The 17,164-nt window shown below is 32.3% G+C and carries 19 protein-coding genes; 3 read left to right on the top strand and 16 right to left on the bottom strand.

Going from position 1 to position 17,164, the window contains the following annotated elements; all coding sequences use genetic code 11:
- Positions 1-615 precede the first annotated feature (615 nt).
- Entirely contained in the window at positions 616-4,407 is a 3,792-nt protein-coding gene (locus CLHUN_RS17940; RefSeq protein ID WP_165755792.1) for an AAA domain-containing protein, read from the top strand.
- 725 nt (positions 4,408-5,132) lie between these two features.
- Here the strand turns inward: CLHUN_RS17940 and CLHUN_RS17930 are convergent.
- The 8 genes from CLHUN_RS17930 to CLHUN_RS17900 form a co-directional block, all read right to left on the bottom strand.
- On the bottom strand, positions 5,133-5,417 hold the full coding sequence (locus tag CLHUN_RS17930; protein WP_080066000.1) for an ArsR/SmtB family transcription factor: 285 nt from the start codon (positions 5,415-5,417) through the stop codon (positions 5,133-5,135).
- A gap of 82 nt (positions 5,418-5,499) precedes the next feature.
- Positions 5,500-6,279, bottom strand: a complete 780-nt coding sequence (locus tag CLHUN_RS17925) for a zonular occludens toxin domain-containing protein (protein WP_080065999.1) — start codon at positions 6,277-6,279, stop codon at positions 5,500-5,502.
- A gap of 252 nt (positions 6,280-6,531) precedes the next feature.
- Positions 6,532-6,699, bottom strand: a complete 168-nt coding sequence (locus CLHUN_RS22170) for a hypothetical protein (protein ID WP_165755791.1) — start codon at positions 6,697-6,699, stop codon at positions 6,532-6,534.
- A complete protein-coding gene (locus CLHUN_RS17920) occupies positions 6,692-6,898 on the bottom strand; it encodes a hypothetical protein (RefSeq protein WP_080065998.1) in 207 nt (68 codons plus the stop codon). Before CLHUN_RS17920 ends, CLHUN_RS22170 begins: the two co-directional genes overlap by 8 nt.
- A gap of 163 nt (positions 6,899-7,061) precedes the next feature.
- Complete coding sequence (locus CLHUN_RS17915) at positions 7,062-8,423, bottom strand: hypothetical protein (protein ID WP_080065997.1); 1,362 nt, start codon at positions 8,421-8,423, stop codon at positions 7,062-7,064.
- Between the two features lie 13 nt (positions 8,424-8,436).
- The gene (locus CLHUN_RS17910; protein ID WP_080065996.1) at positions 8,437-8,727 is read right to left on the bottom strand and encodes a hypothetical protein; all 291 of its coding nucleotides are present in this window, start codon (positions 8,725-8,727) and stop codon (positions 8,437-8,439) included.
- Between the two features lie 69 nt (positions 8,728-8,796).
- Entirely contained in the window at positions 8,797-9,072 is a 276-nt protein-coding gene (locus CLHUN_RS17905; protein WP_080065995.1) for a hypothetical protein, read from the bottom strand.
- Positions 9,072-10,148 carry a replication initiation factor domain-containing protein gene (locus CLHUN_RS17900; RefSeq protein ID WP_242656555.1) on the bottom strand — a complete coding sequence of 359 codons (1,077 nt, stop codon included), beginning with the start codon at positions 10,146-10,148 and terminating at the stop codon, positions 9,072-9,074. Before CLHUN_RS17900 ends, CLHUN_RS17905 begins: the two co-directional genes overlap by 1 nt.
- Before the next feature lie 216 nt (positions 10,149-10,364).
- Here CLHUN_RS17900 and CLHUN_RS17895 point away from each other — a divergent pair, with 216 nt between their 5' ends.
- Complete coding sequence (locus tag CLHUN_RS17895; RefSeq protein ID WP_080066002.1) at positions 10,365-10,574, top strand: helix-turn-helix domain-containing protein; 210 nt, start codon at positions 10,365-10,367, stop codon at positions 10,572-10,574.
- Positions 10,575-11,348: 774 nt separating this feature from the next.
- On the opposite strand, the gene CLHUN_RS17885 is transcribed toward CLHUN_RS17895, so the two are convergent.
- The 8 genes from CLHUN_RS17885 to CLHUN_RS17855 form a co-directional block, all read right to left on the bottom strand.
- Positions 11,349-11,633 carry an ArsR/SmtB family transcription factor gene (locus CLHUN_RS17885; RefSeq protein WP_080066000.1) on the bottom strand — a complete coding sequence of 95 codons (285 nt, stop codon included), beginning with the start codon at positions 11,631-11,633 and terminating at the stop codon, positions 11,349-11,351.
- A gap of 82 nt (positions 11,634-11,715) precedes the next feature.
- Positions 11,716-12,495, bottom strand: coding sequence for a zonular occludens toxin domain-containing protein (locus tag CLHUN_RS17880; RefSeq protein WP_080065999.1), 780 nt, complete (start codon positions 12,493-12,495; stop codon positions 11,716-11,718).
- A 252-nt stretch (positions 12,496-12,747) separates the two neighbouring features.
- Positions 12,748-12,915 (bottom strand): hypothetical protein, encoded by a 168-nt coding sequence (locus CLHUN_RS22165; RefSeq protein WP_165755791.1) that lies wholly within the window; start codon positions 12,913-12,915, stop codon positions 12,748-12,750.
- Positions 12,908-13,114, bottom strand: coding sequence for a hypothetical protein (locus tag CLHUN_RS17875; protein WP_080065998.1), 207 nt, complete (start codon positions 13,112-13,114; stop codon positions 12,908-12,910). The genes CLHUN_RS22165 and CLHUN_RS17875 overlap by 8 nt, the downstream gene beginning before the upstream one ends.
- A gap of 163 nt (positions 13,115-13,277) precedes the next feature.
- Positions 13,278-14,639 (bottom strand): hypothetical protein, encoded by a 1,362-nt coding sequence (locus CLHUN_RS17870; protein ID WP_080065997.1) that lies wholly within the window; start codon positions 14,637-14,639, stop codon positions 13,278-13,280.
- 13 nt (positions 14,640-14,652) lie between these two features.
- Positions 14,653-14,943 carry a hypothetical protein gene (locus CLHUN_RS17865; protein WP_080065996.1) on the bottom strand — a complete coding sequence of 97 codons (291 nt, stop codon included), beginning with the start codon at positions 14,941-14,943 and terminating at the stop codon, positions 14,653-14,655.
- Between the two features lie 69 nt (positions 14,944-15,012).
- The gene (locus tag CLHUN_RS17860; protein ID WP_080065995.1) at positions 15,013-15,288 is read right to left on the bottom strand and encodes a hypothetical protein; all 276 of its coding nucleotides are present in this window, start codon (positions 15,286-15,288) and stop codon (positions 15,013-15,015) included.
- Positions 15,288-16,364 (bottom strand): replication initiation factor domain-containing protein, encoded by a 1,077-nt coding sequence (locus CLHUN_RS17855; protein WP_242656555.1) that lies wholly within the window; start codon positions 16,362-16,364, stop codon positions 15,288-15,290. Before CLHUN_RS17855 ends, CLHUN_RS17860 begins: the two co-directional genes overlap by 1 nt.
- 216 nt (positions 16,365-16,580) lie before the next feature.
- Here CLHUN_RS17855 and CLHUN_RS17850 point away from each other — a divergent pair, with 216 nt between their 5' ends.
- The gene (locus tag CLHUN_RS17850) at positions 16,581-16,790 is read left to right on the top strand and encodes a helix-turn-helix domain-containing protein (protein WP_080065993.1); all 210 of its coding nucleotides are present in this window, start codon (positions 16,581-16,583) and stop codon (positions 16,788-16,790) included.
- The last annotated feature ends 374 nt before the right edge of the window (positions 16,791-17,164 follow it).

The raw sequence follows: 17,164 nt of genomic DNA, 5'->3' as shown, positions 1-17,164 counted from the left end.
TTTGTAATAATAAATAATTGCTAAGATAGAACCGGTTGAAGGTTCTATTTTTGTTTATATAATTGAATGTAATTATTGTAATGTTGATGGGGATATAACCATTTTTTAGTTTTGTTTTTACCAATTTCGATAAACTATGGTAAAATATTATTTATATAAATATTATGGCTCGGAATTTATAAAAATAATAAATTCATATATAGACTTAACAAAAATAAGTTTGGAGGGGATAGAGATAGGGAGAAAAAACTAGCGCTTCAAAATACTAAATACATTGGCGTAATGGTCTGGAAGAACTTATGCTACTGGACTAACCAAATTTGGAATAAACAATTTGATAAAGCAAGGATTAATGATAATGTGATTACAAAATTAACCGGCGCAGAGGAAACCTTCCTAAAAAGTTGCATTTGACTTGAGACTTAGAAAAAGAAGAAGCGAGAGATTTGTAAACCTCTTAGCGTACTGATTAAGGTAAAATAATTTAAAAAATAAGGTTCCAGTGATGAAAAATAAAACTGGTCAGTAAAATTGGTAACCATATATTCTTGACCTAATTGAAACATGGACAAAAGAAGTAAAGCAAGGGCTATTAAAGATAAACCGGAGGCAAAAATGGAAAGTTTTAATAAAACAATAGAATATTTTATTCAGTATGAATTAATGAATAGATTTAATGAGATAGAAATCAAAGAAGGTAAGGGGATCTACCTTGATAAAGTATTATTTGCAAACATAGCAGAAACACAAAATAAGGTAAATAAAGCTAAGGCAGAGAAAATAAAGGAATTCATTAAAAAAATATCCTTCAAAGATAAACAATATGGTAAAAATATTTTACCGAAAATATTGGAATTTCTACAATATACTAATGAAAAAAACAATTTGGTTGATAATTTGAGGAGTATTATTGATAAAAAGCAATACGAATTTTTCAACAACTATGAATTAGATATATATGTACTAGCAAACATTATTATGGATAATAATCTGATAGTGCTCTATCCTATTTTGGCAAGAGGTAAAAAGAAAATACCATTAGTTATTTTTGAGTGTAAAATTCAAGATAATAAACATGTAATTTTGAACTATAAAGTACAGCAAGAGGCACTTAGAGTGATAGTTGCCAGTATATTAAAACATGGAATAAGGGATATAACCAGTGCTATGGGAAATGAATTTTACGAATTGTCAAATTCATTGGCCAGTATTCAGAATCCGGATATTTTTGAAACCATAAATATAATTGATGAAGATTTAAAAAGCAAATTTGCAAGCGAGGAATTTGAAGGTATCTGGAGTATAAAAGATTATGAGAATTGGGCAGTAACAGAAGAATTAGCAATTACACTTGAAAGCTTGAATGAGTTGCAGGAACCTATTTTCAGAGAAGAATTGGAGCATTTAAAAGATATAGTTAAGGATTCAGGATTGCCCACACTTATTCAAAAATACTTGTTTTCAAATGAAAATTCAAAACATATAGATTTGATAAATGACAATTTTCACTTCGGCAGTTACGCAAGTGGCTTTTCTGTAAACGAAAAACAATGGAAGGTAATTTCTTCGTATAATTCAAATGAATTAACTTCTGTAAGTGGCCCTCCTGGAACCGGTAAGACAACCATTCTAAAAGAAATAATAGCAGATAACCTTACCCGTAAGATTAAGGATATAGTTGATAATTGGGATAAACCGTGGGAAGAATTTGGATATAACAATCAAAAAGTTTATTCTTCGCCTTTCAAAGGTGAATGTAATAAATCTATGATTTTGACTAGTACAAACAATGATGCAGTGGATAATATCGGTCTGGAATTACTCCGGGAGATTGAATATTTCAGTGAAATTGCTCAAAATAGCTTATCTCCAAAATATCAAAACGAGAACCTCAAAGGCATTTTTTGTGCTAGGCTCGGGAAAAAAGAAAATATGGATATCTTTAATATGGGTGCACTGAAACCTTTGATAGAGTATCTTAAGAACTCAGATGTTTACGACGAGGAAGCTACTGTTACATTACTTGATAGCTTTAAGAAGAACTGGGAAGTTATATCTATTGCTGAAGCTGAAATTAAGGAATATTTAAGTAATCGGCGAGATACCTTAGAAAAGCTAAAACAAAAAAATATTGTGAGGGATGAGATAACAACTGAACTGATTGAAAAGATAAACCGTGACTTGCAAAGCGAATATGTGAAAATATGTAAACATGTTTCTGATATTGAAGAAAGCTCAAGTAAATGCCGGGCTGAGCTTGTTGAGATTAATGTAGCACTTAACGATGCCCTAACAAAAATAAAGCAGAACGGAAAGGAAAACCAAAGTATAAATGTCATTATTGATACAATAAAAAAGTACAAAAAGGTTCCCATTATTGGAAACCTTATCGTGAAGTTCTCAAAAATAGAGAAAGAGAATGGAACACAAGAAGAATTGGAAGAAAAGCTGGAAGATAATAAGCTTGAACTGAAACACTTTATTACAGTTAAGCAAAACATGATTCAGGAATATGAAGAAAAAAGCAAAAAGATAGATGAATATAAGGTAGAACTAAAAAGTCAAAATGAAGAATGTAGTTACATAGAAGAGAAACTTACTCATATTGAGAAGGTTCAAGGGATAATAGATACATATGACTATTTAAAAGAAAAGTACCATTTTAGCTGTAGTTGGGATGCAAAAGAATATTTGTTTTTTAATGATATTGTGTTTGTAAATATCAGAAATGAATTATTTATCCTTGGCCTTAGAATAAATGAGGCATATATTAAAAAGAACAAGAAAGAAATCATATTTAACTTGGAAAAAGTATATCCTGACAAATGGTTTCAACCATTCTATAGAAGGGAAAACAAATATGATGATACATATACAAAGTGTATCAAAGTTATGTGGGAAACCATGTTTTTATGTTTTCCAATTGTGACAACAACTTTGCATTCTTTTGATAAAAGCAAATTCCATATGATTAGTGGATTATTTGATACCATTATGTTTGATGAAGCAGGACAAGCACTTTTGCATACTGCAGTTGCTCCTTTATATAGAGCGAGAAAATGTATAATAGTTGGAGATGTGTTTCAACTTGAACCTATAAGAGGTAGTGAAGAACGTCTAGTTGAGAGATATAAATTTGATCAGAATACAGAAGGGTGTATTGATATCGAGAGAAATAGCGTTCAACATGGGGCTGACCGCGGAGCTGATACATATGAGGTTTTAAATGAACAACGGGTAGGAATAATACTTGATGAACATAGACGTTGTGAAAATGCAATTGTTCAATTTTCAAACAGACATGTTTATGAAAGACGGTTAAAGATTGTAAAAGAAGATGAAGATAAGGTGTTCCTTGGAAAGAATCTTTGCTTCATCGATGTAAGAGGGTCAAAAAATAAAAATAACGAAAATTCTAGTGAAGCAATCATTTGTGAAAGAGTTATAAATTCAATAATAGCGCTTTATGGGGAAGAATATAGAAGTAAAATAGGAATTGTTACACCTTTTAAAAATCAAGTTAAACTCATAGAAAAATATGTTCATAAAATTGAAGTTGGCACAGTTCATTCTTTTCAAGGGCAGGAAAAAGAAATAATAATACTTTGCTCTGCCATAGATGATTCAAAAAAGAATAATGGTGTAGGTTTTGTTGGCCGAAAACCCAACTTCCTTAATGTTGCATTTACTAGAGCTAAAAAGCAGCTAATAGTTATTGGTAACTATGAAGTGTACAAAAATAGTAATAATTATCTGACAAAAGCTATAGAAACAATTGAGCATTATGGATTGATATATTCTATCTATAGAACGGAATTGATAGCGGAAAAGGATATAGATAAAAAGCATATCGAACAGTTTTTAAATTTATTTGACGTGAAAAAATCATCAAGTGAAATTTATTCTGAACTGTTTAAAGAGTATATGACTAGTGGATTGTTGGTTGAGCCCAAAAAACATTATAATTTCCTTGTAAATATAATACAAAAGTCAAATAAATCAATATATGTAGTAAGCCCTTGGATAACTAAATCAGTAGTTAATGATGAAATGATTAATATAATAAAACAAAAAGTAATTGACGACAATAAATTTTTAATATGTTTTGGTTACCACAAAACCAACTATACATTAGAGCAGGTCGATAAAATTGTTGAAAAGGATAACTTCGGTGATAATGCAGGGAGTATGTATGCTATTAATAAGTTAAAAGAGGTATTAAAAGAAGACTTAAAATACATTCCCCCAATTCATACAAAGGCATTAATAATTGATGATGAATTTATGCTGATAGGATCACATAATTGGCTGTCAAACAGTGGTAGTAGAAATAATGCCAAGGATGAAATCAGTTGTGTAGTAGTAAATAAGGAAATGATTGAGTATGTGAAAAGAAGATATTTTTGATTATATTGTATAAGATGTTTACAACTTTTGTATTATTTATAAATTCAAGAAAAATGTCTGTGAGCCTTTTGCAATATATACCCCCTCCAATTACGCGAAATAATAATTTCGCGTAATTGGAGGGAGAATACATTGCAGAGAGCTTACAGGCATTTCATCAGACCCACAAAAAAATGTGCAGTCAAAAAGGTTTATACAGCCAAATTCGACCAAGACGAACTTGACATATTAATAAAACTACTAGAATTTTCACAAATGGAGATTTTAAGAACCTTTAAGAAGTTTTCTGAATCAGACTTCGACTTGAAAGAAATTTACTGGAACTATCGGTATAACTCTAACCTACTACGAAAGAAACTACAAAGTTTAAAAGATTAAAAGACGAGTTTTCCACAGTTTCACCTATAGTTACTACGGTTGTACCCCCGTATTACAGAGCGGGGGTTTTGAGTTATCCACAAATTGTATAAAATCAGCCTTGGTGCTTACCTACCGAAAGAAAAACGAAAAACCCTCGGCATATAGGCGCGAATAGATGTTTACCCTACCTTCTGCATCAGCTCCGCATCAATAGCTAATATAAAACCAGATACAAGTTAAGGGTGCAATGGCACACATTGGCAGTGTTTTGTCCGTCGCATTAGCGTAAACTCTGCGTTTAAATGTCTACTGGGCGAACGGTAGCCGAACCGCTACGCTCCCGTCTTGCTGTCAACATGCAAAAATTAAATAAATGATTCCAATTTCAATTGACCTTTTACATTCTGCTTTATAAGCCTTAAATTTGTAACAGCCTTATAGAAAGTATTACGGCCTTCTGTTTTTTCGACAGAAACAAGACCATAAGCTTCCAATTCCTTGAAATATTTATTAACATTCTGTCTCTGCAAACCAAGCATATTAGCTATTTGAGATTGAGTATATGATTGTATATTTAAAAAGAGCAATATTTTATAGTTGTAAGTACTCAAATCCATAGTAGCAATACATTCCATATATTTTTTATCCATAATTAATGCCCCTTTATGTAATATTAATCTATTACATATATAATATCATAATATTACATAAAAGTCAACAAAAGAGAATGGTTTATATATTCCTTTTAGAAAATATATAACGCTTTAAAGACATAAAAAACATAATAGTTCTAATCTTAATACGATAAAACGCAGGGTGAATATATTTGTTATAAACATTAAGTTTCCAACGATAAGGTATAACTTGAAAATCTTTATATTCAGGTTGTTGCCTACCATCTGGCTTCCATTTTGTATCAAACATATGATAATAATTTTTACGGTTAAGGAATCCCCAGCTAAATATTGGTCTAAAGGCATAAGCATCTATTATCTGTTCTGTTTCTTCCTCAATGGTTACAAATTTCCTTATAGGCTTAATTAAAGTTTGACCAAAAATAAACTTATTAAGTAAATACATATTTGTATACAAACGTCTAATCGTAATGTCAACATCATCATAAGACTGAGATACAATAACCATTTTACTATCATAGTGCCGGATAAGCTTAAGATACTCTATTTCCCTATCTGTTAATTTCATTTTTCGATTATTAAAAACGATACCACCTTCATCAATCAAAAATAGCGTTCTCTCCGGTGCAAAATCGTTAAGTAGCTTATGTATATCTGATACATAGATACAGTCACTTATAGGAGTATTAGACACTATCTGCTTATATTTACTTTTACCCCTTTTAATTTTCTTCTGCTCTTTAAAAGCGTAACGAGACAACAATGTTGTTTTTCCTGCACCTATATTAGCAAAGACAAGAACCATTTGGCCTTCCTTCGGTCTACCCATAAAAAATAACAAACAAAGTATAAATACAATTAATAATATCAATGTCATTTTATTTCCCCCTAAAATAGAATAAAAAATATAGGCAACACTGGGGGGCTACGCTTCCCCAGTGTCGCCCATATTTTTAACCGTGGCGAAGGCTTTTAAAAAGTGCAATTCCCCCGCCTACCATCCCCATTAAAACTGAGACAAGCAATAAAGGCTGTGATACTACCGCAGTTACCAAACTTGTACATACAGAGATTAATGCGGTTGTTACATCTGTTAAACCTGATAAAATTGTTGACATAGATGATTCCGTCATAAACGACGTTTCCCCCTTCCTACAGTTGTTAAAGACATGAATATTGATATAATAGCAACTAACATCCCCATACCAAATACAAACATAAAAGGGCTGTCAGCAGTTGTTATAGTAGTGAATACTCCCTCTAAAAAGGTTAATGATAATAACATTGCATCAATCATTTTTCGTAATCCTCCTAGCTACTATCTTTGGAATAATAAGCATTAAATCAAAGACAGTCTTGAGAGTAATAACAAGTATAATGGCCTTTAAAATGAACCATGTATCATACACAACAGAAACATTACCAGTTGCATCAGTTATATAATTTACAGGAGCAGCACCTAACAAATTTGTCATTAATGAATCTATAGTGTTCATTTATCATCCCCCTTTTTTGGAAATATGGAATTACATAAAACAGCTAAAACTATAATAAAGGCAAAGTAATGCCAAAGAGAAAATGTTATTGTATTTGATATTCGGAATGGTATACACATCATTTGCCATATAGTGTTTATAATTGCCCCCAAAAGCTCCACAGCTACCTCCTAACCATTCTTAATATTACAAAGAATGAAGACAGGGTTATAGTTATTACAATGACTGTAAGTACCTCAGTAGGAAGAAATCCGAACATTTGCCTAAAGAAATTTGCAACACCAGACGTACTATTTAAAAATGTAGCAAAATGATTGTTAAGGATAGAAAAAAGTTTAGCTATAGCCATGAATGGAAATGTAATTAAATATATAAGATAAGCAAATCCGAATTGAACATCACCTAAAATACCATCAGGATAATCACTTCTTTGCGGAAATGATAAATCAATCATTTTACCGTCACCAACAGTATTAGAAGGCAATTCAGAAGAATCTATCAATTCCCTCAAATATGTAACAGATAGATCTAATATAACCGTACCATCATCCTTTATAGCTTTAACAGTATTTTTGCCAATCCTATAATTATAAAAATCCTGTTTATTGGTTGAACCAGTCGAAATATTACCCATAGACGGAGATAAAGAAAACCCACAATCTGCAACAATTCGGCGTATTGGCAAGTCGTTAACATAAATCGTATATGGAGAATAACCAACACTACGGATTATTAAATCCTGAGGAATATTATAAGTCTGTCCATTAGATAAATTACACGTTATAGACTTCTTGTCAGGTGGTTTTATTTTAAAACTAATTGATTTCCAAAAAACATAATTGCTTCCATCACTTGAATAATAAAACTGTAATTCATATTCGGAATTGCTATAAGGAATTTCAGATTGTGGAATAGTGTATTCGCCGGGGATATCATAAAATCTATTCAAAATATTGTTTTCAACAAGACCAGTTTTAGGATCATCAGCAATATTTTTATCATTAAAAACTACTTCAAGATACTTAAAACCAGTATATTTAAACTTAATATCTTGATATGTATTGTAAGTATTATTATCAACAGGATTTAAAATATTAAGTTCAGCAGTTTCATAATCAAGTAAACTATAATTGCCACCAACTACACTAACATACCAACGAGAGTCCTCAATACCACCACGAGCAAAAAAATTATAAGGTTGACTATAATCAGTCCAACCATCAGCAACATGAATCCAATGGTCACAATATATAAAATTATATGGACTATTATCAATATACAAAACACGCTTACCAGAACCATCAGTACAAAACTTAAAACAACTAGCAGGTATAGGACCAGCAGAACGAATTATAGTATGTTGTCGAGAATCATAGTTAGGCTGAATTACTTCAATCCAATAAGGATAGGCATCCAATTGAGCCTGTGTTACTTGGTCATTTGCTGTTAAAGCATAGGCAACTAAGGAGCATGAAACGCTCAAAAATACCCCTAAAATCAAAGCAATTATTATATTACGCTTCATGCCCCACCCCCCATTAAAACTTAATTTCAAGCTTGCTGAAAGTCTTAATACCAACAACAGTCATTTTTGGCTGACCATTGAAACCAGGCTCAAGTTCGTATTCAACATCACATACAGACGGAAGTTCGGGAATCCGAGAAAATATATCTGGATTGCAGAAAAATTCAAGCGGTTTCATTCCTTTAAAATCAGTCTCACTGACCGCACCCGGCTTAAAAGCAGTCATTGTAATAAAGTCAAAAGACTTACCTGTTTTCTTGCTGATACCAGCAGCATGATTAACGTTCATAACTAATAATTTCATTTATATCCTCCTTATACGGCCCAGCGATTATTCACCAGTTTAACCGTTAATAACTAATTCAATAATGTGTTACCCTACCTCACCATACAGATCCGAATGTTTTCGCTTCCATTCGGGGTATAAATATTGCATATCAACAACATAACGACCATATATGGTTTTATCAGGAACGTACTGAATATCATATTCAGATACATAAGCATCAACAAGTTCTTTTAATCTTCTAGTAACAACAGATTCACCAATTTCAATCAACTTATCAATTCTACCTAAATAGAAAGTTTTTACCCTACCTTGGATTTTAATATCAGCATAAACGAAATTTTTAGATTTCAACTTCAACATTACCCTACCTCACTATTCAGCTCTGCTAAAATACTTAATTGATTAAGCTTGTCTCTATCAGGCTCTAACTGCTGTACAAATTGCTTTTCATAACGAACTATTTCACCATTTTCGTATACTGGCCTATCAAGCCAAATTCCCTTATGGTACTTTAATTCATCAATTACCTTACGTTGAGATAAATCACGCTTTTTAGCTTCCTTTTTATATTTCATGACATTAATAACCTTTTCGTTTTTAATCATCCTTAAATCCCTTTCAGAATACACAGACTCATGAATAGCAGACGTAATTTCCTTTGTACCATACATTTCAGCGGATGCTTTTAACGTTTTGCCATATGTATTCAATATGTAATCCCGCTTTTCTTTAAGCGTAGTCTTTTTATGACGTATCTTAGGAGATATTTCACATTGACCATTCTTCATTTCAGACCATAACATTCGTCTATCATCCTCCAACCACACAATATCGTTCATATACGTTGAAACAATCTTTATCAACAAGTTTTCATTTAACATTTCAAATGTGGCATATTCATTTTTCAAAACAAGTTCAAGCCTGTCTTTATAATTTACAAAATCACCAGTTTCAAAATCTTTTTCATACAGCCGAAAAAACTTCTCCGACTTCCTAGAGCCTAAATAAAGAGTAAGCCCAGATACAAAATTTCCAGCATGGTCAATAGATTTTACACCATTTAAACGCTTATTCAGTGCCGAATGAAAGTAATCTATAACAAATTTCATACTGTAATCAACGGCTATATCCATCCTGGATACCTTAATTTCATTAAGGATGAACCTACAACGAATCTCAGTCCTAATATCATCAGTACCATAAAATTGTTCAAGCAAACGACAACCCTTTCCTGTAAGTCTTACATGTATATGCTCATGTTTATCACTGTCATTGCCCTTCAAACCAGAACTAACTTGTACAATATTTTCATAGCTCAAAACACGTTCATAATAAAAACCACGCTTAACATCAAAAATGAGTTCATTAATACCCATAAGCTTCAAAACATCAATTTCAGTCATACCAAAGACAGAAAACTCAAGCCAATCAATCATACAATTAACCGCCCGAATTTTCATGGTAGCAACCTCCAATTATGTAAAAAATATCACGCACCGTGATTAAAAATAAGATATCACTTTTCGTGACATAGGACAAGTCCCAAATATCCCGTTACGTGACAAATAAAATCCATTATTTCCCTTTAATAACCAATTTACTTTAAATTGCTTCGATTTTCGGCTATAATTAAAACAAGGAAGGTGATAGCAATGAACATAGGAGAAAATTTAAAATACCTGAGAATACAAAGAAATATGACACAAAAAGAAATAGCAAAAATACTAGGAGTCGCAACAAACACATACACACAATACGAGACTAATTATAGGCAACCGGATATAGGAACATTAGTAAAACTAGCAGATTATTACATGATTTCTCTCGATATACTAGTCGGAAGAATGAAGTTCACAGCATAAAAAAGAGCAGTCTAACGACTGCTTATTTTTTTGAAATATTTTTGTACTTAAGTACACTTTAGAATAATAAAGTGCCTTAAGCAATGTAACAAATCTGTAATAAAAAAGCCTGGACTTTTGGTTTATAATAATCCTCAATTATGCTAATTCTTTAATTTCGCGTAATTGGAGGGAGAATACATTGCAGAGAGCTTACAGGCATTTCATCAGACCCACAAAAAAATGTGCAGTCAAAAAGGTTTATACAGCCAAATTCGACCAAGACGAACTTGACATATTAATAAAACTACTAGAATTTTCACAAATGGAGATTTTAAGAACCTTTAAGAAGTTTTCTGAATCAGACTTCGACTTGAAAGAAATTTACTGGAACTATCGGTATAACTCTAACCTACTACGAAAGAAACTACAAAGTTTAAAAGATTAAAAGACGAGTTTTCCACAGTTTCACCTATAGTTACTACGGTTGTACCCCCGTATTACAGAGCGGGGGTTTTGAGTTATCCACAAATTGTATAAAATCAGCCTTGGTGCTTACCTACCGAAAGAAAAACGAAAAACCCTCGGCATATAGGCGCGAATAGATGTTTACCCTACCTTCTGCATCAGCTCCGCATCAATAGCTAATATAAAACCAGATACGAGTTAAGGGTGCAATGGCACACATTGGCAGTGTTTTGTCCGTCGCATTAGCGTAAACTCTGCGTTTAAATGTCTACTGGGCGAACGGTAGCCGAACCGCTACGCTCCCGTCTTGCTGTCAACATGCAAAAATTAAATAAATGATTCCAATTTCAATTGACCTTTTACATTCTGCTTTATAAGCCTTAAATTTGTAACAGCCTTATAGAAAGTATTACGGCCTTCTGTTTTTTCGACAGAAACAAGACCATAAGCTTCCAATTCCTTGAAATATTTATTAACATTCTGTCTCTGCAAACCAAGCATATTAGCTATTTGAGATTGAGTATATGATTGTATATTTAAAAAGAGCAATATTTTATAGTTGTAAGTACTCAAATCCATAGTAGCAATACATTCCATATATTTTTTATCCATAATTAATGCCCCTTTATGTAATATTAATCTATTACATATATAATATCATAATATTACATAAAAGTCAACAAAAGAGAATGGTTTATATATTCCTTTTAGAAAATATATAACGCTTTAAAGACATAAAAAACATAATAGTTCTAATCTTAATACGATAAAACGCAGGGTGAATATATTTGTTATAAACATTAAGTTTCCAACGATAAGGTATAACTTGAAAATCTTTATATTCAGGTTGTTGCCTACCATCTGGCTTCCATTTTGTATCAAACATATGATAATAATTTTTACGGTTAAGGAATCCCCAGCTAAATATTGGTCTAAAGGCATAAGCATCTATTATCTGTTCTGTTTCTTCCTCAATGGTTACAAATTTCCTTATAGGCTTAATTAAAGTTTGACCAAAAATAAACTTATTAAGTAAATACATATTTGTATACAAACGTCTAATCGTAATGTCAACATCATCATAAGACTGAGATACAATAACCATTTTACTATCATAGTGCCGGATAAGCTTAAGATACTCTATTTCCCTATCTGTTAATTTCATTTTTCGATTATTAAAAACGATACCACCTTCATCAATCAAAAATAGCGTTCTCTCCGGTGCAAAATCGTTAAGTAGCTTATGTATATCTGATACATAGATACAGTCACTTATAGGAGTATTAGACACTATCTGCTTATATTTACTTTTACCCCTTTTAATTTTCTTCTGCTCTTTAAAAGCGTAACGAGACAACAATGTTGTTTTTCCTGCACCTATATTAGCAAAGACAAGAACCATTTGGCCTTCCTTCGGTCTACCCATAAAAAATAACAAACAAAGTATAAATACAATTAATAATATCAATGTCATTTTATTTCCCCCTAAAATAGAATAAAAAATATAGGCAACACTGGGGGGCTACGCTTCCCCAGTGTCGCCCATATTTTTAACCGTGGCGAAGGCTTTTAAAAAGTGCAATTCCCCCGCCTACCATCCCCATTAAAACTGAGACAAGCAATAAAGGCTGTGATACTACCGCAGTTACCAAACTTGTACATACAGAGATTAATGCGGTTGTTACATCTGTTAAACCTGATAAAATTGTTGACATAGATGATTCCGTCATAAACGACGTTTCCCCCTTCCTACAGTTGTTAAAGACATGAATATTGATATAATAGCAACTAACATCCCCATACCAAATACAAACATAAAAGGGCTGTCAGCAGTTGTTATAGTAGTGAATACTCCCTCTAAAAAGGTTAATGATAATAACATTGCATCAATCATTTTTCGTAATCCTCCTAGCTACTATCTTTGGAATAATAAGCATTAAATCAAAGACAGTCTTGAGAGTAATAACAAGTATAATGGCCTTTAAAATGAACCATGTATCATACACAACAGAAACATTACCAGTTGCATCAGTTATATAATTTACAGGAGCAGCACCTAACAAATTTGTCATTAATGAATCTATAGTGTTCATTTATCATCCCCCTTTTTTGGAAATATGGAATTACATAAAACAGCTAAAACTATAATAAAGGCAAAGTAATGCCAAAGAGAAAATGTTATTGTATTTGATATTCGGAATGGTATACACATCATTTGCCATATAGTGTTTATAATTGCCCCCAAAAGCTCCACAGCTACCTCCTAACCATTCTTAATATTACAAAGAATGAAGACAGGGTTATAGTTATTACAATGACTGTAAGTACCTCAGTAGGAAGAAATCCGAACATTTGCCTAAAGAAATTTGCAACACCAGACGTACTATTTAAAAATGTAGCAAAATGATTGTTAAGGATAGAAAAAAGTTTAGCTATAGCCATGAATGGAAATGTAATTAAATATATAAGATAAGCAAATCCGAATTGAACATCACCTAAAATACCATCAGGATAATCACTTCTTTGCGGAAATGATAAATCAATCATTTTACCGTCACCAACAGTATTAGAAGGCAATTCAGAAGAATCTATCAATTCCCTCAAATATGTAACAGATAGATCTAATATAACCGTACCATCATCCTTTATAGCTTTAACAGTATTTTTGCCAATCCTATAATTATAAAAATCCTGTTTATTGGTTGAACCAGTCGAAATATTACCCATAGACGGAGATAAAGAAAACCCACAATCTGCAACAATTCGGCGTATTGGCAAGTCGTTAACATAAATCGTATATGGAGAATAACCAACACTACGGATTATTAAATCCTGAGGAATATTATAAGTCTGTCCATTAGATAAATTACACGTTATAGACTTCTTGTCAGGTGGTTTTATTTTAAAACTAATTGATTTCCAAAAAACATAATTGCTTCCATCACTTGAATAATAAAACTGTAATTCATATTCGGAATTGCTATAAGGAATTTCAGATTGTGGAATAGTGTATTCGCCGGGGATATCATAAAATCTATTCAAAATATTGTTTTCAACAAGACCAGTTTTAGGATCATCAGCAATATTTTTATCATTAAAAACTACTTCAAGATACTTAAAACCAGTATATTTAAACTTAATATCTTGATATGTATTGTAAGTATTATTATCAACAGGATTTAAAATATTAAGTTCAGCAGTTTCATAATCAAGTAAACTATAATTGCCACCAACTACACTAACATACCAACGAGAGTCCTCAATACCACCACGAGCAAAAAAATTATAAGGTTGACTATAATCAGTCCAACCATCAGCAACATGAATCCAATGGTCACAATATATAAAATTATATGGACTATTATCAATATACAAAACACGCTTACCAGAACCATCAGTACAAAACTTAAAACAACTAGCAGGTATAGGACCAGCAGAACGAATTATAGTATGTTGTCGAGAATCATAGTTAGGCTGAATTACTTCAATCCAATAAGGATAGGCATCCAATTGAGCCTGTGTTACTTGGTCATTTGCTGTTAAAGCATAGGCAACTAAGGAGCATGAAACGCTCAAAAATACCCCTAAAATCAAAGCAATTATTATATTACGCTTCATGCCCCACCCCCCATTAAAACTTAATTTCAAGCTTGCTGAAAGTCTTAATACCAACAACAGTCATTTTTGGCTGACCATTGAAACCAGGCTCAAGTTCGTATTCAACATCACATACAGACGGAAGTTCGGGAATCCGAGAAAATATATCTGGATTGCAGAAAAATTCAAGCGGTTTCATTCCTTTAAAATCAGTCTCACTGACCGCACCCGGCTTAAAAGCAGTCATTGTAATAAAGTCAAAAGACTTACCTGTTTTCTTGCTGATACCAGCAGCATGATTAACGTTCATAACTAATAATTTCATTTATATCCTCCTTATACGGCCCAGCGATTATTCACCAGTTTAACCGTTAATAACTAATTCAATAATGTGTTACCCTACCTCACCATACAGATCCGAATGTTTTCGCTTCCATTCGGGGTATAAATATTGCATATCAACAACATAACGACCATATATGGTTTTATCAGGAACGTACTGAATATCATATTCAGATACATAAGCATCAACAAGTTCTTTTAATCTTCTAGTAACAACAGATTCACCAATTTCAATCAACTTATCAATTCTACCTAAATAGAAAGTTTTTACCCTACCTTGGATTTTAATATCAGCATAAACGAAATTTTTAGATTTCAACTTCAACATTACCCTACCTCACTATTCAGCTCTGCTAAAATACTTAATTGATTAAGCTTGTCTCTATCAGGCTCTAACTGCTGTACAAATTGCTTTTCATAACGAACTATTTCACCATTTTCGTATACTGGCCTATCAAGCCAAATTCCCTTATGGTACTTTAATTCATCAATTACCTTACGTTGAGATAAATCACGCTTTTTAGCTTCCTTTTTATATTTCATGACATTAATAACCTTTTCGTTTTTAATCATCCTTAAATCCCTTTCAGAATACACAGACTCATGAATAGCAGACGTAATTTCCTTTGTACCATACATTTCAGCGGATGCTTTTAACGTTTTGCCATATGTATTCAATATGTAATCCCGCTTTTCTTTAAGCGTAGTCTTTTTATGACGTATCTTAGGAGATATTTCACATTGACCATTCTTCATTTCAGACCATAACATTCGTCTATCATCCTCCAACCACACAATATCGTTCATATACGTTGAAACAATCTTTATCAACAAGTTTTCATTTAACATTTCAAATGTGGCATATTCATTTTTCAAAACAAGTTCAAGCCTGTCTTTATAATTTACAAAATCACCAGTTTCAAAATCTTTTTCATACAGCCGAAAAAACTTCTCCGACTTCCTAGAGCCTAAATAAAGAGTAAGCCCAGATACAAAATTTCCAGCATGGTCAATAGATTTTACACCATTTAAACGCTTATTCAGTGCCGAATGAAAGTAATCTATAACAAATTTCATACTGTAATCAACGGCTATATCCATCCTGGATACCTTAATTTCATTAAGGATGAACCTACAACGAATCTCAGTCCTAATATCATCAGTACCATAAAATTGTTCAAGCAAACGACAACCCTTTCCTGTAAGTCTTACATGTATATGCTCATGTTTATCACTGTCATTGCCCTTCAAACCAGAACTAACTTGTACAATATTTTCATAGCTCAAAACACGTTCATAATAAAAACCACGCTTAACATCAAAAATGAGTTCATTAATACCCATAAGCTTCAAAACATCAATTTCAGTCATACCAAAGACAGAAAACTCAAGCCAATCAATCATACAATTAACCGCCCGAATTTTCATGGTAGCAACCTCCAATTATGTAAAAAATATCACGCACCGTGATTAAAAATAAGATATCACTTTTCGTGACATAGGACAAGTCCCAAATATCCCGTTACGTGACAAATAAAATCCATTATTTCCCTTTAATAACCAATTTACTTTAAATTGCTTCGATTTTCGGCTATAATTAAAACAAGGAAGGTGATAGCAATGAACATAGGAGAAAATTTAAAATACCTGAGAATACAAAGAAATATGACACAAAAAGAAATAGCAAAACTACTAGGAGTCGCAACAAACACATACACACAATACGAGACTAATTATAGGCAACCGGATATAGGAACATTAGTAAAACTAGCAGATTATTACATGATTTCTCTCGATATACTAGTCGGAAGAATGAAGTTCACAGCATAAAAAAGAGCAGTCTAACGACTGCTTATTTTTTTGAAATATTTTTGTACTTAAGTACACTTTAGAATAATAAAGTGCCTTAAGCAATGTAACAAATCTGTAATAAAAAAGCCTGGACTTTTGGTTTATAATAATCCTCAATTATGCTAATTCTTTAATTTCGCGTAATTGGAGGGGGGAATTCTTGTAAGTACAAAACTACCCACACTATTCTAAGACACGATAAAGTAATGCCATAAAAATACCTAATCGGCTCTGTGAGATTTTTTCTGTAAATCGCTCTCTGTGACGATAGCAAAATTGGTTTTTGGAGCCAGAGGTGCAGAAACCAGCCACCGCGAAGCGGCGTGGCCTTGATTACGCTCTTGGCAGATGCT

The sequence above is a fragment of the Ruminiclostridium hungatei genome (assembly GCF_002051585.1).
Taxonomy (GTDB): Bacteria; Bacillota; Clostridia; order Acetivibrionales; family DSM-1351; genus Ruminiclostridium; species Ruminiclostridium hungatei.
The sequence above is the reverse complement of the archived record's forward strand: the minus strand, read 5'-3'. Positions and strand labels throughout refer to the sequence as shown.